Raw genomic sequence first — 18,210 nt, 5'->3', positions numbered from 1 at the left:
AGCGGCTACTGCTTGGCGGTGGCCCAGGCGTGCTGGATGACCAGGTCCGCCTTGACCTCGACCAGCTGCGCGGCGACCGCCGAGGGGGCGGTGCCGCCCCGGCCGTCGCGGGAGGCGAGGGCGCCGGGCACGTTGAGCACGGAGCGGACCTCGGGGGTGAGGTGCTCGGAGATCTTGGCGAACTGCTCGTCCGTCAGGTCGTCCAGCTCCTTGCCCTCCGCCTCGGCGACCTTGACGCACTCGCCGGCCACCTCGTGCGCGACCCGGAAGGGGACACCCTGCTTGACCAGCCACTCGGCGATGTCGGTGGCGAGCGAGAAGCCGGCCGGGGCGAGCTCCTCCATGCGCTCCCGGTTGACCGTGAGGGTCGCCATCATGCCGGTGAAGGCGGGCAACAGGACCTCCAGCTGGTCGCAGGAGTCGAAGACCGGCTCCTTGTCCTCCTGGAGGTCCCGGTTGTAGGCGAGCGGCAGCGCCTTCAGGGTCGCCATCAGGCCGGACAGGTTGCCGATGAGCCGGCCGGACTTGCCCCGGGCCAGCTCGGCGATGTCCGGGTTCTTCTTCTGCGGCATGATCGACGAGCCGGTGGAGAAGGCGTCGTGGAGGGTCACGAAGGAGAACTCCTTCGTGTTCCAGATGATGATCTCCTCGGCGATGCGGGACAGGTTCACGCCGATCATCGCGGTGATGAAGGCGAACTCGGCGACGAAGTCGCGCGAGGCCGTGCCGTCGATCGAGTTGCCCGCCGAGCCCCGCTCGAAGCCGAGGTCCTTGGCGACCGCCTCCGGGTCGAGCCCGAGCGAGGAGCCGGCGAGCGCGCCGGAGCCGTACGGGGAGACGGCGGTCCGGGTGTCCCACTGCCGCAGCCGCTCGGCGTCCCGGGAGAGCGACTGCACGTGGGCGAGCACGTGGTGGGCGAAGAGCACCGGCTGGGCGTGCTGGAGGTGGGTCCGGCCCGGCATGGCGACGTCCGGGTGCGCCTCGGCGAGGCCGACGAGGGCGTCCTGGAGCTCGGCGATCAGCCCGCCGATGATCCGGGCGTGGTCCCGCAGGTACATCCGGAAGAGCGTGGCGACCTGGTCGTTCCGGGACCGGCCGGCCCGCAGCTTGCCGCCGAGCTCGGCGCCGAGCCGCTCCAGGAGGCCGCGCTCCAGGGCGGTGTGCACGTCCTCGTCGGCGATGGTGCCGACGAAGGAGCCGTCGGCGACGTCGGCCTCCAGCTGGTCGAGGCCGGCCAGCATGCGGGTCAGCTCGTCCTCGGTGAGGAGCCCGGCCTTGTGCAGCACGCGCGCGTGGGCACGGGAACCGGCGATGTCGTACGGCGCGAGCCGCCAGTCGAAGTGGACGGACGCGGACAGCTTCGCCAGGGCCTCGGCGGGCCCGTCGGCGAACCGGCCGCCCCAGAGCCGGACGTCACCGTTGTTGCTGCTCACTGCTGTGCTCCTTGAGGACCGTGTCTGGATGTGCGGCCGCCTCCCTGCCGCGTACGGAACAGGGAGGCGGCTGTCGAACGACGGATTCTTACGCGAGGTCACGCTTCGCGGCGATCTTCGACGAGAGCGCGAAGATGTCGATGAAGCCCTGCGCCTTCGACTGGTCGAACGTGTCGCCGGTGTCGTAGGTGGCGAGGTTGAAGTCGTAGAGCGACTCGGCGGACTTCCGGCCGGTGACGACGGCCCGACCGCCGTGCAGGGTCATCCGGATGTCGCCGGTGACGTGCTGGTTGGCCTCGTCGATGAAGCCGTCCAGGGCGCGCTTGAGCGGCGAGAACCACAGGCCGTCGTAGACCAGCTCGCCCCAGCGCTGCTCGACCTGCCGCTTGTAGCGGGCCAGCTCGCGCTCGACGGTGACGTTCTCCAGCTCCTGGTGGGCGGTGATCAGGGCGATCGCGCCGGGAGCCTCGTACACCTCGCGGGACTTGATGCCCACGAGCCGGTCCTCGACCATGTCGATCCGGCCGATGCCCTGGGCGCCGGCGCGCTCGTTGAGCTGCTGGATGGCCTGGAGGACGGTGACGGGCTTGCCGTCGATGGCGACCGGGACGCCCTCCTTGAAGGAGATGACGACCTCGTCGGCCTCGCGGGCGACCGCCGGGTTCTGGGTGTACTCGTAGATGTCCTCGATCGGCGCGTTCCAGATGTCCTCCAGGAAGCCGGTCTCGATGGCCCGGCCGAAGACGTTCTGGTCGATGGAGTACGGGGACTTCTTGGTGGTGGCGATCGGCAGGTTCGCCTTCTCGGCGAAGGCGATGGCCTTGTCGCGGGTCATCGCGTAGTCACGGACCGGGGCGATGCACTTCAGGTCCGGGCCGAGGGCCTGGATGCCGGCCTCGAAGCGCACCTGGTCGTTGCCCTTGCCGGTGCAGCCGTGGGCGACGATGGAGGCGTTGTGCTTGTTGGCGGCGGCGACGAGGTGCTTCACGATGGCCGGCCGGGAGAGCGCCGAGACCAGCGGGTAGCGGTCCATGTAGAGGGCGTTGGCCTTGATCGCCGGGAGGCAGTACTCGTCGGCGAACTCGTCCTTGGCGTCCGCGACCTCGGCCTCGACCGCACCGCAGGCGAGCGCGCGCTTGCGGATGACGTCCAGGTCCTCGCCGCCCTGGCCGACGTCCACGGCGACGGCGATGACCTCGGCACCCGTCTCCTCGGCGATCCAGCCGATGGCGACGGAGGTGTCCAGGCCGCCCGAGTAGGCGAGTACGACGCGCTCGGTCACGGGGTTCTCCTTACCTTGCAACCACTGATGGGTATAACTATGCAGTCCTCCGTATGTTTTGTCAACGCGTCTCCGGAGTAGCGGAAAATCGCAGGCCGGAGCGGGTGGGTGAGCCCTAGGCTCCGTCCATGACGAGCGAGGAGACGCCGCTGGACGCGGCGATACGGGGGCTCGCGCGGGGGCGCGCGCTCGACCGGGTGATCGAGGTCCGGCGGCCGGAGACGTGGCTGGAACTCGACGAGCGGATCCGGTCCGCCCACGAGTGGCGGGGCCCGGGGCTCCCGACCCACACATGGCTCGCCAAGGGACTTCGCCCCACCGTGCTGCGGGTCCCGGTGAGCCGCCCGCCGACCGAGGCGGAGCTCGTCCTCGCCCTGTGCGACGGCGACGGCCGCATCCGCGAGGCCGCCCTGGCCCACGCCGCCCTCTGCCCCGCCGTCCTCCCCCTCGTCGCCGTCCGCACCACCGACTGGGTTCCGGCGGTACGGGACCGGGCACTCGCAGTCCTCGCCGAAGCCCTGTCCGGGGCCGACGCGCGGACGCTGGCCGTCACCGCCCCCGTCATCCTCCGGCTCCGCGACCGGATGCGTGGCGGCCGGGCGGCCGACCTGCTCCAGGAGCTGCTGCGCGCCGCACCGGACGCAAGCCTCACCGACCTGTTCCTCAACCGGGACCGGCCCACCCGGCGGATCGCCTTCGGCCTCGCCGTCGAGCGCGGGCTGCTCTCCCCCACCGAACTGGCCCGGCTCGCCGCGTACGACAACGACCTGGCGATCCAGGACACGGCCGCGAACGCCGCGCTCGCCGCCGGCGTCCCCGACGAGACGCTGCCGCTGCTGCTCGCCGCCCGCTCCGGCCGGGTGCGCTCGGCCGGGGTGACCGCGCTGCGGAAGGCCGGCCGGGCCGCCGAGGCCGAGCCGTTCCTCCACGACCGGTCGGGCATGGTGCGGGCCTGCGCCCGCTGGGTGCTCCGCCAGGACGGCCGCGACCCGCTCGCGCTCTACCGGGCGGCCTGCGCCGATCCGGCGGTCGTGCCCGGCCGGGCGCCGCTCGGGCTCGCCGAGTGCGGCGAGCGGAAACAGGACATGGAGGTGCTGTGGGACCTCACCGGGCACCCGGACCCGCTGGTGCGGTCCTCCGCCGTCGCGGGTCTGCGGATGTTCGAGGTCGCGGACTTCGCCCGACTGCTGCCGCTGCTCGACGACCCGGCGCCCGGCGTCGTACGGGAGACGGCCCGGACCCTGCTGCCCTGGGCGGACCGGGTGAGGGAGGAGGAGTTCCTGCGCCGCACCGGGCCGGGCCGGCCGGTGCACGTCCGCGTCCGGGCCCTGCTCCTGCTGCGGGAGCACGCCTCCGCCGTGTACCGGGAGACGGCCGAACGGCTCGTCGCCGACCCCGACCCGGTGCTGCGCCTGCGGGTCCGCCGCGTCCTCGGCAGGGAGGAGCCCGTACCGCGACCGCCGGGCTTCCTGCCCCGGTGGCGCGCCTGAGGGCCGGCGGGCGACCGTATGGCGAAACACCCGTTCGAGTGCCGTGCCCCGCACACAGAATGGGCACCATGGGAAAAACGTATGACCGCATCGACGGACGACTTCGCGCCTTCATCGAGGCCCAGCCGGTCTTCTTCACCGCGACCGCGCCGCTCGCCGGGGACGGCACGGTCAACCTCTCGCCGAAGGGCGTGAGCGGCTCCTTCGCCGTCCTCGACGAACACACCGTCGCCTACCTGGACTTCGCCGGGTCCAACGCCGAGACCGTGGCGCACCTCCGCGAGAACGGGCGCATCACGCTCATGTGGTGCGCCTTCCAGGGGCCGCCGAACATCGTGCGGGTCCACGGGCGCGGCGAGCCGGTGTTCCGGGACGACCCGCGCTGGGGCGGGCTGCTCGGACACTTCCCCGGGATCGACCCGGAGCCGCACGGGCTGCGGGCGGTCATCGTCGTGCGGGCCGAACTCGTGCGGGACACCTGCGGGTACGCCGTGCCGTTCATGTCGTACGACGAGGACCGCGATCTGCACCGCAAGCGCTTCGCCCGCGAGGACGACGCCTCCCTGGACGCGTACTTCGCCAAGAAGGACCACATCGCGACCAGCATCGACGGCCTGCCCGGGCTGCCGCTGCCACTGCCGCCGCTCCCCCGCTCGGGTGAGTAGCCGGGCGGCGGGCCCGGCGGCGCCCTAGCCTCGCGCCATGCGCACCCTTCTCGTACTCGGAGCCCTGGTGGCGACGCTCGCCTCCCCCGGGTCGCCGACACCCCTGCCGGAGCGGATGGCGGACACCGGCGGCGGCTCGCAGCTGATCACGGCGGTGGCCGCCGGCACGTCCGCCACCACCGGGACCGTCACCTGGTGGGACCGGCACGGCGGGCGGTGGGTGCGGGCGGGGTCCGCGGAGGCGCGGTTCGGGGCCAACGGCCTGGCCGAGGGCGCGGCGCGGCGGCAGGGCACCAGCACCACGCCGACCGGTCTGTACGGCCTGCCGTACGCCTTCGGAACCGAGCCGGCGCCGGCCGGGACGGCGTACGGCTACGCGCGGGTGACGGACCGCTCCTGGTGGTGCCAGGACAACGAGTCGGCCTCGTACAACCGCTGGGTGGAGGGGCTGCCGGAGGACTGCCGGGCCGCCGAGTCCGAGCATCTGGCCGACTACGGGACGCAGTACGCGCACGCCCTCGTCATCGGCTTCAACTACGCGCGCCCGGTGCGCGGGCGCGGAGCCGGGATCTTCCTGCATGTGAGCGGGCGCGGGGCGACGGCCGGCTGTGTGTCGGTGCCGGCCGACGCGATGCGCAGGATCCTGGCCTGGGCGGATCCGGGCCGCCGGCCGCACATCGCCGTCGGCACGCGGGGCGGGCCGACGGCGATCACGCGCTACTAGCTCGACGTGTCTAGCGTTCCTTCTGCGCGAGGCGCAGGAGGTGGTCGGCGAGCGCCTGCCCGCCGGCCGGGTCGCGGGAGATGAGCAGCAGGGTGTCGTCGCCCGCGATCGTGCCGAGGATCGCGTGGAGTTCGGCCTGGTCGATGGCCGAAGCGAGGAACTGGGCGGCGCCCGGCGGGGTGCGGAGCACCACCAGGTTGGCCGAGGCCTCGGCGGAGATCAGCAGTTCGCCGGAGAGGCGCCGCATGCGCTCCTCCTTGGCGGACTCGCCGAGCGGTGCCTGCGGGGTGCGGAAGCCGCCCTCGCTGGGCACCGCGTAGATGAGTTCGCCTCCGGTGTTGCGGATCTTCACCGCGCCGAGCTCGTCGAGGTCGCGGCTGAGCGTCGCCTGGGTGACGCTCAGCCCGTCGTCGGCGAGGAGCTTGGCGAGCTGGCTCTGCGAGCGCACCGGCTGCCGGTTGAGGATGTCGACGATCCTGCGGTGGCGTGCGGTGCGGGTCTGCGGAACGGACGGCCCGCCGTGCTCGGGTTCCTGCGCGTCGGTCATCGTCGTCTCATTCTCCGGTTCGTCCTTGCCCGTTCGCCTCGTCCAGGACGCCGGGCAGTGCCCGGAGGAAGGCGTCCACCTCCGCGTCTGCGATGACGAGCGCCGGCATGAGCCGTACGACATCGGGGGCGGGCGCGTTCACCAGGAGGCCGGCGTCCTGAGCCGCCTGCTGCACCTGGGGTGCGAGGGACTCGGTGAGCACGATACCCAGCAGGAGGCCGGAGCCACGGACATGGGAGACCAGCGGGTGGCCCAGGCCCTCGATTCCGTCGCGCAGCTTCTCGCCGAGCCGCTTCACCTCGTCGAGGGCGCCGTCGGCACCGAGGGTGTCCAGGACGGCGAGTCCGGCGGCGCAGGCGACGGGGTTGCCGCCGAAGGTGGTGCCGTGGTGGCCGGGCGTGAAGAGCTCCGCGGCCTTGCCGAAGGCGACGGTGGCGCCGATCGGTAGACCGCCGCCGAGGCCCTTGGCGAGGGTCACGACGTCCGGCTCGACCCCGGCGTGGGCCTGGTGCTCGAACCAGGTGCCGGTTCGGCCGATGCCGGTCTGCACCTCGTCGAGGACGAGGAGGGTGCCGGTGGCGCGGGTGATCTCGCGGGCCGCCGTCAGATAGCCGGCGGGTGGCACGACGACGCCGTTCTCGCCCTGGACGGGCTCGATGATCACGAACGCCGTCTCCTCGGTGACGGCGGCCCGCAGGGCCTCGACGTCGCCGTACGGCACATGTGTCACGTCGCCGGGCAGCGGCAGGAACGGGGCCTGCTTGCCGGGCTGGCCGGTGAGCGCGAGGGAGCCCATGGTGCGGCCGTGGAAGCCGCCGGTGGTGGCGACCATGTGGCTCCGGCCGGTGAGCCGGCCGATCTTGAAGGCGGCCTCGTTGGCCTCGGCGCCGGAGTTGCAGAAGAAGACCTTGCCGGGCCGGCCGAAGAGCTGGAGCAGCCGTTCGGCGAGGGCGACCGGGGGTTCGGCGACGAAGAGGTTGGAGACGTGGCCGAGGCTCTGGATCTGCCGGGTGACGGCCTCGACGACGGCCGGGTGGGCGTGGCCGAGGGCGTTGACGGCGATGCCGCCGACGAAGTCGAGGTACTCCTTGCCGTCGGCGTCCCAGACCTTGGCGCCCTCGCCGCGGACCAGCGGCAGCCGGGGGGTGCCGTAGTTGTCCATCAGCGAGCCCTGCCACCGCTGGGTCAGGTCCTGGTTGCCGCTCACGCTTCCCCCTTGGCCGCGTCCGTGGTCTCGTCGGGCACGACCATGGTGCCGATGCCCTCGTCGGTGAAGATCTCCAGCAGGATGGAGTGCTGGACGCGCCCGTCGATCACGCGCGCCGTGGTGACGCCGTTGCGGACGGCGTGCAGGCAGCCCTCCATCTTGGGGACCATGCCGCTGGAGAGGTCGGGCAGCAGCTTCTCCAGCTGGCTCGCGGTGAGCCGGCTGATGACCTCGTCGCTGTTCGGCCAGTCCTCGTAGAGGCCCTCGACGTCGGTGAGGACCATCAGCGTCTCGGCGTCCAGCGCCGCAGCGAGTGCCGCAGCCGCCGTATCAGCATTGACGTTGTAGACATGTCCGTCGTCCTGGGAGCGGGCGATCGAGGAGACGACGGGGATGCGCCCGTCGGCGAGCAGGGCCTCGATCGCACCGGTGTCGATGTGGGTGATCTCGCCGACCCGCCCGATGTCGACGGGCTCGCCGTCGATCTCCGGCAGGTGCTTGGTGGCGGTGATGGTGTGGGCGTCCTCGCCGGTGAGTCCGACGGCGAGCGGGCCGTGCTCGTTGAGCAGGTTGACCAGCTCGCGCTGGACCTGGCCGGCGAGCACCATCCGTACGACGTCCATGGCGTCCTCGGTGGTGACCCTGAGGCCCGCCTTGAACTCGCTGACGATGCCGTGCTTGTCGAGGGCGGCGCTGATCTGCGGGCCGCCGCCGTGCACGACGACCGGCCGGAGGCCGGCGTGGTGCAGGAAGACGACGTCCTGGGCGAAGGCGGCCTTCAGCTCCTCGTCGATCATGGCGTTGCCGCCGAACTTGATGACGACGGTCTTGCCGCGGTGGCGGGTGAGCCAGGGCAGCGCCTCGATGAGGATCCGTGCCTTGGGGAGCGCGGTGTGCTTCCGCGTGCTGTTGCTCATGACGAGTACGCGCTGTTCTCGTGGACGTAGTCGGCGGTGAGGTCGTTGGCCCAGATGACGGCGGTCTCGGAGCCGGCGGCGAGGTCGGCGGTGATGACGACCTCCCGGTAGCGCATGTCGACGAGCTCGCGGTCCTCGCCGACGGAGCCGTTCTTGCAGACCCAGACGCCGTTGATGGCGACGTTGAGCCTGTCCGGGTCGAAGGCGGCGGCGGTAGTGCCGATGGCGGAGAGCACCCGGCCCCAGTTGGGGTCCTCGCCGTGGATGGCGCACTTGAGGAGGTTGTTACGGGCGATGGACCGGCCGACCTCGACGGCGTCGCCCTCGGTGGCCGCGTTGATCACCTCGATCCGGATGTCCTTGCTGGCGCCCTCGGCGTCGCCGATGAGCTGGCGGGCGAGGTCGGCGCAGACCTCCTGGACGGCCGCGGCGAACTCGTCCTGGGCGGGCGTGACGCCGGCGGCGCCGGAGGCGAGCAGCAGCACGGTGTCGTTGGTGGACATGCAGCCGTCGGAGTCGACCCGGTCGAAGGTGAGCCGGGTGGAGTGGCGCAGGGCGGCGTCGAGGCCGGCGGCGTCGACGTCGGCGTCGGTGGTGAGGACGACGAGCATGGTGGCGAGGCCGGGGGCGAGCATGCCCGCGCCCTTGGCCATGCCGCCGACCGTCCAGCCGCCCTTCGTCACGACCGCGGTCTTGTGGACGGTGTCGGTGGTCTTGATGGCGATGGCGGCCTTCTCGCCGCCGTGCTCGGAGAGTTCGGCGGTGGCCTTCTCGACGCCGGGCAGCAGCTTGTCCATCGGCAGGAGCACGCCGATGAGCCCGGTGGAGGCGACGGCGACGTCACCGGCGCCGGTCTCGCGGCCGGCCTTGGTGAGGACCTCGGCGACCTTCTCGGCGGTGGCGTGGGTGTCCTGGAAGCCCTGCGGGCCGGTGCAGGCGTTGGCGCCGCCGGAGTTGAGGACGACGGCGGTCAGCTCGCCGTCGGCGAGGACCTGCTGCGACCACAGGACCGGGGCGGCCTTGACGCGGTTGGAGGTGAAGACTCCCGCGGCGGCGCGGCGCGGCCCGGTGTTGACCACGAGGGCCAGGTCCGGGTTGCCGTTCTGCTTGATCCCGGCCGCGATGCCCGCGGCCGTGAATCCCTTCGCTGCGGTGACGCTCATGGAGCGACTCCAATCGTGGAGAGTCCGGTCGTCTCGGGGAGCCCGAGGGCGATGTTCATGCTCTGCACCGCGCCGCCGGCGGTGCCCTTGGCGAGGTTGTCGATGGCGCTGATCGCGATGATCCGGTTCGCGGCCGGGTCGTACGCGACCTGCACGTGAACGGCGTTGGAACCGTGGACGGAGGCCGTGGCGGGCCACTGCCCCTCGGGGAGGAGGTGGACGAAGGGCTCGTCCGCGTAGGCCTTCTCGTACGCGGCGCGCACGGCCTCGGCGGTCACGCCGGGCCGGGCGGTGGCCGAGCAGGTGGCGAGGATGCCGCGGGGCATCGGTGCGAGGGTGGGCGTGAAGGAGACGGTGACGCGCTCCCCGGCCGCCGCGCTGAGGTTCTGGATCATCTCGGGGGTGTGCCGGTGGCCGCCGCCGACGCCGTACGGGGACATGTTGCCCATGACCTCGCTGCCGAGCAGGTGCGGCTTGGCGGCCTTGCCGGCGCCGGAGGTGCCGGAGGCGGCGACGATCACGGCCTCGGTCTCGGCGAGCCCGGCTCCGTACGCGGGGAAGAGGGCCAGCGAGACGGCGGTGGGGTAGCAACCGGGCACCGCGATGCGCTTGGACCCCTCCAGCGCGGCGCGGGCGCCCGGCAGTTCGGGCAGGCCGTACGGCCAGGTGCCGGCGTGCGGGGAGCCGTAGAAGGTCTCCCAGTCGGCCGCGTCCTTCAGCCGGAAGTCGGCGCCCATGTCGACCACGAGGGTGTCGAGCCCGAGCTGCTCGGCGACGGCGGCGGACTGCCCGTGCGGCAGGGCGAGGAAGACCACGTCGTGGCCGGCGAGGGCCTCCGGGGTGGTCTCGGTGAGCACCCGGTCGGCGAGCGGCAGCAGGTGCGGCTGAAGCCCGCCGAGCCGCTGCCCGGCGTTGGAGTGCCCGGTCAGCGTGCCGATCTCGACCTCGGGGTGCGCGAGGAGAAGGCGCAGGAGCTCTCCGCCCGCGTATCCGCTCGCGCCCGCGACTGCTGCTCGTACCGTCATCGAACACCCTCCTCATGGATGGCATGACTATACGTGCGTCCGCAGTTTTATGCAATGAGGTGGTGGGAGGGCGGGGGCGGGTGCCGGTCGTCCGCGTCAGCGCGGGGCGAGGACGCGGAGCTCGTGGCCCTCCGGGTCGGCGAGGCACGTCCACGGGGCGTCACGCTGGCCGAGGCCGGTGCCGAGGTCGATGTCGATGTCGGCGTCGGCGTCGGCGTCGGTGGCGGCGTCGGTGGCGAGATCGGTGGCGCCGAGGGCGCGCAGGCGGGCCACCTCGGCCGCCCTGTCGTCGCCGGGGTACGGCAGCAGGCCGAGGTGGACCCGGTCGGGCACGGTCGGCACGGCTCGCGCGCCGGGCACGCGGAGGAGTTCGAGGTACGGGCCGGTGCCGGCGGCGGAGCGGAAGCGCGCGAGGTCGTCGGTCACCTCGTGCGCGGTCCAGTCGATCGCCTCGCCCCAGAACCGGGCCATGGCCCGCGGATCCGCGCAGTCGACCACGACGGCGGCGATCGGCCCGGTGTCCCGGTAGACCTCGCGGGGCTCCAGGACGCAGAACTCGTTGCCCTCGGGATCGGCGAGCACCGTCCACGGCACCTCGCCCTGCCCCAGGGCGACGGGCGTGGCGCCGAGATCCTTCAGGCGGGCGACCAGCTCGGCGTGGTGGGCGGCGGAGGTGGTGGCGAGATCGAGGTGCGTGCGGTTCTTCACCGCCGTCTTGCCCTCCGGGACGGCAACGACGCCGATCCCGAGGCCGCCCGGCTCCGGTCGTACGAGGCCCCCGGCGGGCCCGACCCAGGTCGTCGCCCCCGCGTCGTACGCGCCCCGGCCGAGCGCCTCCGCCCAGAACCGGCCGACGGCCCGGGCGTCGAGGGCCTTGATGTTCACCTGGACGGGGCGCAGCGCCATGACGGCGATCCTAGGCGTGTCCCGTCGATCGGGCTGGATCAGGGAGCGGTGCCAGGGGCCGTGGAACGCGAGGCGGAGGCGGGGGAACTCCCCAGGTCCGCCGGGCCGTGGGGAACATCGCCGTGCCGCCGAGGCGGCGTTCCGCCATACCGGGCGCCCCCGGCACGATGGATGCGCTCAGCCCAGGTGCGGCGCGGCCGCGAGGCGGCGCAGGGCGGCCCGGGCGGGTGGGCCCCAGGTGGGCTTGCCGCCGGGGCGGCCCCGGACGCCGGCCTCGCCGACGAGGAGGCCGCCGAGGGCGCGCCAGACCGCCCAGCCGCGGGCGCGGCGGAGCATCGCGGTGTCCGGGGCGGGGCGGTAGGCGGCGTGGAAGCGGTCCGCGGCCCCGTCCGGCAGCAGCCCCCACGCGGCGGCGAGGTCGCAGGCCGGGTCGCCCGCGCAGAGGTCGCCGAAGTCGACGACTCCGCAGAGAGTGCCGTTCGCGGTGAGGACGTTGGCCGGGTGCAGGTCTCCGTGGATCCACATCGGCGGCCCGTCCCACTTCGGCGCGGCGAGAGCATCCTCGAAGACGGCGCGGACGGTGTCCGGTTCGGCGATCAGCCCCATGTCGCCGGCCTCGGCGAGCCCTTCGACGACCCGCTCGGCGACGTCCGCCAGCGGGCCGCCGCGCCCGCGGCCGGTCGGCGCCGCCGCGGGAGCGGGCCGGTGGAGCGCCGTGAGGAAGGCCGCCAGGCCGTCGGCCGCCTCCGCGCCGCGGGTGACGGGAACGCGGTCGGCCGGCTCCCCCGGCACCCAGGTGGTCACGATCCACGGCCGCGGATACCGCCCGGACGGCTCCCCGAGCCGCTGCGGCACGGGCACCGGCAGCGGGAGCCCGGGGGCGAGTTCGGGCAGCCAGGCGTGCTCCTTGCGCAGCAGCCCGTCCGCGGACTCCGTCGCCCAGGGCAGCCGCACGGCCAGGTCGTCGCCGAGCCGCCACAACTGGTTGTCCCAGCCCCGCGCCCCGAGCCGTACAGGACGATCGGCCAGGTCGGGATGCTGCTCACGCAGCAGGTCGCGGATCAGCTCCGCGGTGATCTCGATCTCGGTATGGGCCATGCGCGACAACCGTAGCCGCGCGGCGGGCGCGGAAGGTCCGCCTCTTGTCACAACCGGGCGCCCCGCCTCGTCACCCCTGTGCCCCTGCACACGGAGTACACGAAGCACACGAAGCGAGGACGGACGATGGACGAGGAGACCTTCCTGAGCGCGTGCTTCGACGCGTACGAGGAGCGGTTGCGGGAGGTCGCCCGGGGAGTGCTCGGGCCGTACGGGGATGTGGACGGCGCGCTCGCCGAGGCGCGGGGCCGGATGGGGGAGGGCGGGGCCGGCGTCGAGGCGTGGCTGACGACCCTGGTGGCGCACACCTGTTCGCGGCGGGCGTCCGGCGGTGGCGGACCGCGCCGGGCCGGGGACGGGGATCCGACGCGGGAGCGGGCCGTGGTCGAGGTGTTCCTGGCCGCGCTGCGGATGCGCGATCCGCGGGCGCTCGCGGCCGTGCTCGACCCCGAGGTGGTGGCGCGCTCGGAGCACGGCACCGTGCGGGGCGCGCCGGCCGTCGCCGAGGGGGCCGCCGCCGCGTTCGCCCGGCGGGCCGGTCAGGTGGTGCGGCCCGCGCTGGTCGGCGGGGCGCTCGGGGCGGTCGCCATGGCAGACGGGCGGGCGGTCTCGGCAGTGGCGTTCACCGTGCGCGCGGGCCGGATCGCCGCGCTCGACATCACCCTCGGCGAGGAGCGGGTACGGGGGCTGAGCCTGGTGTTCCCGGACCGCTGACCGGGCCGCACCCGGCGGGACCGGTCGTACCTCGTCCAGCGGGCCGCCGACGAGCGGCGCCGCACCCGCGAGCGGGCCATCGCCGAGCGCAAGGCGGCGGCGCCGCACGCGCAGGCAGACAAGCAGACAAGACGAAGGCCCGGACCTCGACCGTCGCCCGCTCCCTGGCGCGGCCCGTCAGCGCTTGACGGCCCGGAGCACCACGAACTTCGGGTCGCTCGCGACGAGCTCGCTGTTGCCGAAGATCCGGCGCAGGGTGACGTGGTAGCCGAGGTGCCGGTTGCCGACCACCCACAGTTCCCCGCCGGGCCGCAGGGCCCGGCGGGCATCGGCGAACATCCGGCGGGCGGTGCGGTCGGTGGTGGCCTGGTGGCTGTGGAACGGCGGGTTGTTGAGCACCAGGTCCACGGAGCCGGGGGCGGCCTCGGCGAGCCCGTCGCCGACGGTGAACTCCGCCTTGCGGCCCTCCCCCGCGTGGGTGCGGAAGTTCTCCTCGGCGGAGGCCACGGCCTGGTACGACTCGTCGGTGAAGAGGAGTTCGGCCTCGGGCTCGGCGAGCGCGACGGCGAGTCCGACGACGCCGTTGCCGCAGCCGAGGTCGACCACGCGGGCGGCGCCGAGGCCGGTCGGCAGGTGCTGGAGGAGGAAACGGGTGCCGATGTCGAGACGGTCGGCGCAGAAGACGCCGGCCTGGTTGACGACGGTGCGGCCCGCGAGCCCGGCGGGGGCGTCGGCGGGCAGCTCGTACGCGTACGGCCAGGGGTTGGCGTCCCGTGCGAGTTCCTCGCCCACCCGGGCCGTGTCCGGCGTCGTGTGGATGAGCCGGGCCTTCTTCACCGCCAGCGAGGTGCGCGTGGTCCCCAGGATCCGCTCGAACAGCGAGAGCGTCGAGGTGTGGATCTCCTTCACCATGCCGGTGCCGACGATCACCGTGTGCTCGTGCACCGCCGGAGCGAGCCGGTGCAGCTGGTCCTCCAGGAGCGCGAGGCTCTTCGGGACGCGCACGAGCAGCACGTCGATCCGCTCGGGCGGCGGGTCCTGGGTGGTGAGCAGGGTGACCGCGTCCGGGGCGGCCCCGGACCGGGCCAGGTTCTCGGCGGTGGCGGTCCGTCCCAGGTACGAGTCGGAGATCTGCACCAGCGCGCCGGTGCCGGTACGGGCGGCGAGCGCGGTCGCCAGCGCGCCCCACCGGTCGCCGACGACGGCGACGGTCCCGGACAGGTCGGTGCCCGTTTCGGCGAGGTGCGTGAGCAGATACTCGTCGGCCGCGTCCCAGGCGCGCAGCGTGTCGCGCGGGTCGGCGGGGAAGCGGGTGAGCGGGAAGGTGCCCCAGGACGTGGTCAGACGGTTCATCGTGCCCACCAGGCTATCCGGTCGTACCCGCTCCCCCGTCCCTACGACATCGCGGCCGCGAGCTCCAGGTGCCAGGCCCCCGGGCGCCCGGTCAGCGTGACCGTCGACAGGGGGCGGACGTCGACGTTCCAGTACGTCGCGGGCGGGGCCTTCAGCGCGTAGACGAGGGCGGCCCGGACGACGGCGGGTTCGGCGACGGCGACGATCTCGCCGTCGGCGGCCGGTCGGGTGTCGAGCCAGCCGCCGACGCGGGTGATGAAGGACAGCAGGGTCTCGCCGCCGTGCGGGGCGGTGCGCGGGTCGGCGAGCCAGGCGTCGACGGCGGCCGGTTCGAGGGCGGCGACCTCGGCGAGGGTGAGCCCGCGCCAGCGGCCCATGTCGCAGTCGCGCAGGGCGGGCTGGGCGAGCGGGGCGTAGCCGAGGGCGGTGCCGGTGGCGCGGCTGCGGGCCGTGGGCGAGCAGTAGCGCAGCTCGGCCGCACCGAGCGGAACCAGCCGGGGCGCGGCGAGCTGCACCTCGTACCAGCCGGCCTCGTCGAGGGGCCGGTCGTCGTCGAAGCGTTCGGCGAGCAGAGAGGAGCTGCGTGCCGCCGCGACCAGCGTGACCCGAAGACCCATGGCCGCGATCGTGAGGCCGGTGGGCCCGCAGGTCAAGGGGTCATTTGCCGGTTCGGCGGGGGCGTGTGCTCAGTGCAGTCCGAGAGCCATCCACTTGTCCGGATTCTCCAGTGGCGTGAAACCGACCTTCTCGTAGACGCCGTGCGCGTCGGCGGTGGCGAGCATGATCCGGCGCAGCCCGTACGGCTCCAGGTGGTCGCGGACGGCGCTGACGAGCGCGGTGCCGAGTCCGGTGCCGCGGGCGGGGCGGTAGACGAAGACGTCGCAGAGCCAGGCGAAGGTGGCGTAGTCGGTGACGATCCGGGCGTAGGCGCTCATCTCCCCGGTGTCACGGCGGTACGCGCCGAAGTTGAGCGACCCGGCGATGGCCCGGTCCTGCTGGTCCGCCGGACAGGCCCTCGGCCCAGTACGCGTCCGTCGAGAGCCAGTGGTGGATACGGGCCGGGTCGAGGCGGGCGGGGTCGGCTGAGATCTCGTACGCCCCGTGCAGGACGGGGGTGGGCGGGGCGGCCGGGGCGGTGGTGTCGGTCATGGGCGCAGGGTTTCCAGGACCGCCGTCCCGTGTCAGGCGAATTCGCCTCCGACGCGCGCCCGGCCGTCACGCGCCGGACAGGGCCTGGCCGTCGGCCTCGTCCACGGCTGCGCGCAGCCGCCGCACTCCCTCGACGATCTCCGTGGGGCCCGCGACACCCGCGAAACTCAGCCGGATGTGTCCGGCGGGCGGCTCGGCGCAGAAGTAGGGGCGGCCGGGGGCGACCGCGACCCCGGCGCGCATCGCGGCGGGCAGCAGGGCACTCTCGGGGAGGGTGTCGGGCAGGCGCAGCCACAGGTGGTAGCCGCCGGACGGGACGTGCGGCAGGGCGAGTTCGGGCAGGTGCAGCCCGAGCGCGCCGGTCATGGTGTCGCGGCGGTGCTTCAACTCCTCGGAGACGGCGCGCAGATGCCGGTTCCAGGCCGGGGAGCCGACGAGTTCGAGCGCCGCCTCCTGCAGCGGGCGGGGTACGAAGAAGCTGTCGACGACCTGGATGGCGCGGAGGCGTTCGAGGACCGGGCCGCGCGCGGCGAGCGCGCCCACCCGGAGGCTGGCCGAGGTGACCTTGGTGAGCGAGCAGACATGGACCACGACGCCGTCGGGGTCGTCGGCGGCGAGCGTGGGCGGCAGGGGCGCGGCGTCGGCGTGGACGAGCCGGCGGGCGAAGTCGTCCTCGATGACGAAGGCGCCGGCGGCGCGGGCGATCCGGACGACGGCGGTCCGGCGTTCGGCGGAGAGGACGGCGCCGGTGGGGTTCTGGAACAGCGGCTGGCAGACCAGGACGCGGGCGCCGGTGGCGCGGAAGGCGGCTTCGAGGAGGTCGGGGCGGATGCCGTCGGCGTCGGTGGGCACCGGGACCGGGCGCAGTCCGGCGGCGCGGGCGACGGCCAGCATGCCGGGGTAGGTGGGCGATTCGACGAGCACGGGGGTGCCGGGCGCGGCGAGCGCGCGCAGCGCGGTGGTGAGGGCGGACTGGCCGCCGGCGGTGACCAGGACCTCGGCGGCGGTGACGCCGCCGCCGATCTCGCGGGCGAACCAGGCGCGCAGTTCGGGCAGCCCGTCGGTGGGCGGGCGGCCCCAGGCCCCGGGCCGGCGGCCGGCCCGGGCGAGGGCGCCGGCGAGGGCCCGCTCGGGCTGGAGGGCGGGGTGGAGGTAGCCGCCGTTGAACTCGACGACGCCGGGCGGGGGCGCGGCGAGGGTGACGAGGACGCCGGAGGCGTCGACGGCGCGCGGTACGAGGTCGGTGGCGCCGTCGGCGCTGAGCGCGAGCTCCTGCCAGGAGGTGTCGCCGGTGGCGGGGGCGGCGGGGCGCGCCTCGGCCCGGTAGGCGCCGGCGCCGGGCCGGGTGACGACGAGGCCCTCGGCGGCGAGCCGGGCGAGGGCGCGGGTGACGGTCACCGGGGAGACGCGGTAGCGCTCGACGAGCGCACGGCTCGACGGCAGCTTCTCACCTGGTGAGTAGCGGTTCAGCTCCGCTTTCAGGGATCCCACCAGTTCGGCGACACTGCTACGCTCGTGCATGAGAGCACAGAATAGCGCTACTGGATCGAGCACGATAGCGGTCACCGCCACCCGACCGGCCACCGACACCGCGCCGCCCCGCGTCGTGGCGGCCCCCGACTCCCGTACCGGCACCCTGCTCGCCGCGCTCGGCGTGCTCGCCTTCTCGCTCACCTTCCCGTCCACCGTGTGGGGCCTGGAGAGCTTCGGCCCCTGGTCGCTCGTCGCCGTCCGCTCGGTGCTCGCCGCGCTGGTCGCGGGCGCCTTCCTGCTCGCCGGCCGGGTGCCGCTGCCGGACCGGCGCCACTGGGCCGGGCTCGCGGTCGTGGCCGGCGGCGTGGTGGTCGGCTTCCCGCTGCTGACCACACTGGCCCTGCGGACCGCCACCACCTCGCACGCCGCCGTGGTCGTAGGCCTGCTGCCGCTCACCACCGCGACCCTCGCCGCGGTCCGTACCGGCCGCCGCCCGTCCCGTACCTTCTGGTTCGCGGCCGTCGCCGGAGCGGTCGTCGTGCTCGCCTTCACCGTGCAGCAGAGCGGCGGCGCCCTGTCCGCCGGCGACCTCCACCTCTTCGGCGCGCTCCTGGTGTGCGCCGCCGGATACACCGAGGGCGGGCGGCTCGCCGGGCTGATGCCGGGCTGGCAGGTGGTCGGCTGGGCGCTGGTCCTGTGCCTGCCGCTGACGACGGCCGGCGCGGCCGTGGCCCTCGCGTACGAGCCGGTCCACCTCACCGCGCACGGCGTCGCCGGTCTGGTCTGGGTGGCGGCCGGCTCCACCTTCTTCGGTCTGTACGTCTGGTATCGGGGCATGGCCCGGATCGGCATCCCGCGCGCCAGCCAGCTCCAGCTCGCCCAGCCGCTGCTCACCCTCTTCTGGTCGGTGACCGTGCTCGGCGAGGACCTGGTCCCGGCCGCCCCGATCGCCGCCGTCGCCGTCCTGGTCTGCATCGCCGTGACCCAGCGGGCGAAGAGCTGAGAGCCAGGTCACAATGGCAGACGTAGACTCCGAGTAGGGAAGCCAAGGCGCCGACGCCAGG

At 73.8% G+C, this 18,210-nt stretch carries 17 protein-coding genes and 1 pseudogene; 5 read left to right on the top strand and 13 right to left on the bottom strand.

The window, feature by feature from the left end; translation table 11 throughout:
- Positions 1 to 5: 5 nt before the first annotated feature.
- Both argH and AB0M18_RS06670 read right to left on the bottom strand, forming a co-directional pair.
- Positions 6 to 1,433 (bottom strand): argininosuccinate lyase, encoded by a 1,428-nt coding sequence (gene argH, locus AB0M18_RS06675; RefSeq protein ID WP_365755710.1) that lies wholly within the window; start codon positions 1,431 to 1,433, stop codon positions 6 to 8.
- A gap of 88 nt (positions 1,434 to 1,521) precedes the next feature.
- Positions 1,522 to 2,715, bottom strand: coding sequence for an argininosuccinate synthase (locus tag AB0M18_RS06670; RefSeq protein WP_365755709.1), 1,194 nt, complete (start codon positions 2,713 to 2,715; stop codon positions 1,522 to 1,524).
- Positions 2,716 to 2,843: 128 nt separating this feature from the next.
- On the opposite strand from AB0M18_RS06670, the gene AB0M18_RS06665 reads away from it, so the two are divergent.
- From AB0M18_RS06665 to AB0M18_RS06655, 3 genes are all read left to right on the top strand, one after another.
- Positions 2,844 to 4,205 carry a hypothetical protein gene (locus tag AB0M18_RS06665; protein ID WP_365755708.1) on the top strand — a complete coding sequence of 454 codons (1,362 nt, stop codon included), beginning with the start codon at positions 2,844 to 2,846 and terminating at the stop codon, positions 4,203 to 4,205.
- 68 nt (positions 4,206 to 4,273) lie between these two features.
- Positions 4,274 to 4,870, top strand: a complete 597-nt coding sequence (locus tag AB0M18_RS06660; protein WP_365755707.1) for a pyridoxamine 5'-phosphate oxidase family protein — start codon at positions 4,274 to 4,276, stop codon at positions 4,868 to 4,870.
- Between the two features lie 37 nt (positions 4,871 to 4,907).
- Positions 4,908 to 5,594 carry a L,D-transpeptidase family protein gene (locus tag AB0M18_RS06655; protein WP_365755706.1) on the top strand — a complete coding sequence of 229 codons (687 nt, stop codon included), beginning with the start codon at positions 4,908 to 4,910 and terminating at the stop codon, positions 5,592 to 5,594.
- A 10-nt stretch (positions 5,595 to 5,604) separates the two neighbouring features.
- On the opposite strand, the gene AB0M18_RS06650 is transcribed toward AB0M18_RS06655, so the two are convergent.
- The 7 genes from AB0M18_RS06650 to AB0M18_RS06620 all read right to left on the bottom strand — a co-directional run bounded on the left by AB0M18_RS06650 (position 5,605) and on the right by AB0M18_RS06620 (position 12,457).
- Entirely contained in the window at positions 5,605 to 6,141 is a 537-nt protein-coding gene (locus AB0M18_RS06650; protein ID WP_265865455.1) for an arginine repressor, read from the bottom strand.
- Between the two features lie 7 nt (positions 6,142 to 6,148).
- Positions 6,149 to 7,348 carry an acetylornithine transaminase gene (locus AB0M18_RS06645; RefSeq protein WP_365755705.1) on the bottom strand — a complete coding sequence of 400 codons (1,200 nt, stop codon included), beginning with the start codon at positions 7,346 to 7,348 and terminating at the stop codon, positions 6,149 to 6,151.
- Positions 7,345 to 8,265: an acetylglutamate kinase gene (argB, locus tag AB0M18_RS06640; RefSeq protein ID WP_365755704.1), complete on the bottom strand. Its 921-nt coding sequence runs from the start codon at positions 8,263 to 8,265 to the stop codon at positions 7,345 to 7,347. Before argB ends, AB0M18_RS06645 begins: the two co-directional genes overlap by 4 nt.
- The gene (gene argJ, locus AB0M18_RS06635; RefSeq protein WP_365755703.1) at positions 8,262 to 9,428 is read right to left on the bottom strand and encodes a bifunctional glutamate N-acetyltransferase/amino-acid acetyltransferase ArgJ; all 1,167 of its coding nucleotides are present in this window, start codon (positions 9,426 to 9,428) and stop codon (positions 8,262 to 8,264) included. The genes argB and argJ overlap by 4 nt, the downstream gene beginning before the upstream one ends.
- Positions 9,425 to 10,453 carry an N-acetyl-gamma-glutamyl-phosphate reductase gene (gene argC, locus AB0M18_RS06630; RefSeq protein WP_365755702.1) on the bottom strand — a complete coding sequence of 343 codons (1,029 nt, stop codon included), beginning with the start codon at positions 10,451 to 10,453 and terminating at the stop codon, positions 9,425 to 9,427. Before argC ends, argJ begins: the two co-directional genes overlap by 4 nt.
- 96 nt (positions 10,454 to 10,549) lie before the next feature.
- On the bottom strand, positions 10,550 to 11,359 hold the full coding sequence (locus tag AB0M18_RS06625; RefSeq protein WP_365755701.1) for a VOC family protein: 810 nt from the start codon (positions 11,357 to 11,359) through the stop codon (positions 10,550 to 10,552).
- Between the two features lie 177 nt (positions 11,360 to 11,536).
- Positions 11,537 to 12,457 (bottom strand): aminoglycoside phosphotransferase family protein, encoded by a 921-nt coding sequence (locus tag AB0M18_RS06620; RefSeq protein WP_365755700.1) that lies wholly within the window; start codon positions 12,455 to 12,457, stop codon positions 11,537 to 11,539.
- A 126-nt stretch (positions 12,458 to 12,583) separates the two neighbouring features.
- On the opposite strand from AB0M18_RS06620, the gene AB0M18_RS06615 reads away from it, so the two are divergent.
- Entirely contained in the window at positions 12,584 to 13,171 is a 588-nt protein-coding gene (locus AB0M18_RS06615) for a hypothetical protein (protein WP_365755699.1), read from the top strand.
- A gap of 177 nt (positions 13,172 to 13,348) precedes the next feature.
- Here the strand turns inward: AB0M18_RS06615 and AB0M18_RS06610 are convergent, their stop codons facing one another.
- The 4 genes and pseudogenes from AB0M18_RS06610 to AB0M18_RS06595 form a co-directional block, all read right to left on the bottom strand.
- Positions 13,349 to 14,524 (bottom strand): methyltransferase, encoded by a 1,176-nt coding sequence (locus AB0M18_RS06610; RefSeq protein WP_365755698.1) that lies wholly within the window; start codon positions 14,522 to 14,524, stop codon positions 13,349 to 13,351.
- Positions 14,525 to 14,565: 41 nt separating this feature from the next.
- A complete protein-coding gene (locus tag AB0M18_RS06605; RefSeq protein ID WP_365755697.1) occupies positions 14,566 to 15,141 on the bottom strand; it encodes a histidine phosphatase family protein in 576 nt (191 codons plus the stop codon).
- 69 nt (positions 15,142 to 15,210) lie between these two features.
- Positions 15,211 to 15,673, bottom strand: a pseudogene (locus tag AB0M18_RS06600) (GNAT family N-acetyltransferase).
- A 66-nt stretch (positions 15,674 to 15,739) separates the two neighbouring features.
- Positions 15,740 to 17,194, bottom strand: coding sequence for a PLP-dependent aminotransferase family protein (locus tag AB0M18_RS06595; protein WP_365755696.1), 1,455 nt, complete (start codon positions 17,192 to 17,194; stop codon positions 15,740 to 15,742).
- Between AB0M18_RS06595 and AB0M18_RS06590 the strand changes: the two genes are divergently transcribed.
- The gene (locus AB0M18_RS06590; protein WP_365755695.1) at positions 17,193 to 18,149 is read left to right on the top strand and encodes a DMT family transporter; all 957 of its coding nucleotides are present in this window, start codon (positions 17,193 to 17,195) and stop codon (positions 18,147 to 18,149) included. The two genes, AB0M18_RS06595 and AB0M18_RS06590, sit on opposite strands and share 2 nt — an antisense overlap.
- Positions 18,150 to 18,210 lie beyond the last annotated feature (61 nt).

The sequence above is a fragment of the Streptomyces sp. NPDC051909 genome, assembly GCF_040681095.1.
Classification (GTDB): Bacteria; Actinomycetota; Actinomycetes; order Streptomycetales; family Streptomycetaceae; genus Streptomyces.
The sequence above is the reverse complement of the archived record's forward strand: the minus strand, read 5'-3'. Positions and strand labels throughout refer to the sequence as shown.

Coding starts and splice junctions, on each gene's coding strand:
- AB0M18_RS06610 (WP_365755698.1), bottom strand. CDS start 14,524: ATGAACCGTCTGACCACGTCCTGGGGCACCTTCCCGCTCACCCGCTTC.
- AB0M18_RS06625 (WP_365755701.1), bottom strand. CDS start 11,359: ATGGCGCTGCGCCCCGTCCAGGTGAACATCAAGGCCCTCGACGCCCGG.
- argC (WP_365755702.1), bottom strand. CDS start 10,453: ATGACGGTACGAGCAGCAGTCGCGGGCGCGAGCGGATACGCGGGCGGA.
- AB0M18_RS06655 (WP_365755706.1), top strand. CDS start 4,908: ATGCGCACCCTTCTCGTACTCGGAGCCCTGGTGGCGACGCTCGCCTCC.
- AB0M18_RS06605 (WP_365755697.1), bottom strand. CDS start 15,141: ATGGGTCTTCGGGTCACGCTGGTCGCGGCGGCACGCAGCTCCTCTCTG.
- argJ (WP_365755703.1), bottom strand. CDS start 9,428: ATGAGCGTCACCGCAGCGAAGGGATTCACGGCCGCGGGCATCGCGGCC.
- AB0M18_RS06620 (WP_365755700.1), bottom strand. CDS start 12,457: ATGGCCCATACCGAGATCGAGATCACCGCGGAGCTGATCCGCGACCTG.
- AB0M18_RS06660 (WP_365755707.1), top strand. CDS start 4,274: ATGGGAAAAACGTATGACCGCATCGACGGACGACTTCGCGCCTTCATC.
- argB (WP_365755704.1), bottom strand. CDS start 8,265: ATGAGCAACAGCACGCGGAAGCACACCGCGCTCCCCAAGGCACGGATC.
- AB0M18_RS06650 (WP_265865455.1), bottom strand. CDS start 6,141: ATGACCGACGCGCAGGAACCCGAGCACGGCGGGCCGTCCGTTCCGCAG.
- AB0M18_RS06595 (WP_365755696.1), bottom strand. CDS start 17,194: ATGCACGAGCGTAGCAGTGTCGCCGAACTGGTGGGATCCCTGAAAGCG.
- AB0M18_RS06615 (WP_365755699.1), top strand. CDS start 12,584: ATGGACGAGGAGACCTTCCTGAGCGCGTGCTTCGACGCGTACGAGGAG.
- AB0M18_RS06665 (WP_365755708.1), top strand. CDS start 2,844: ATGACGAGCGAGGAGACGCCGCTGGACGCGGCGATACGGGGGCTCGCG.
- AB0M18_RS06590 (WP_365755695.1), top strand. CDS start 17,193: ATGAGAGCACAGAATAGCGCTACTGGATCGAGCACGATAGCGGTCACC.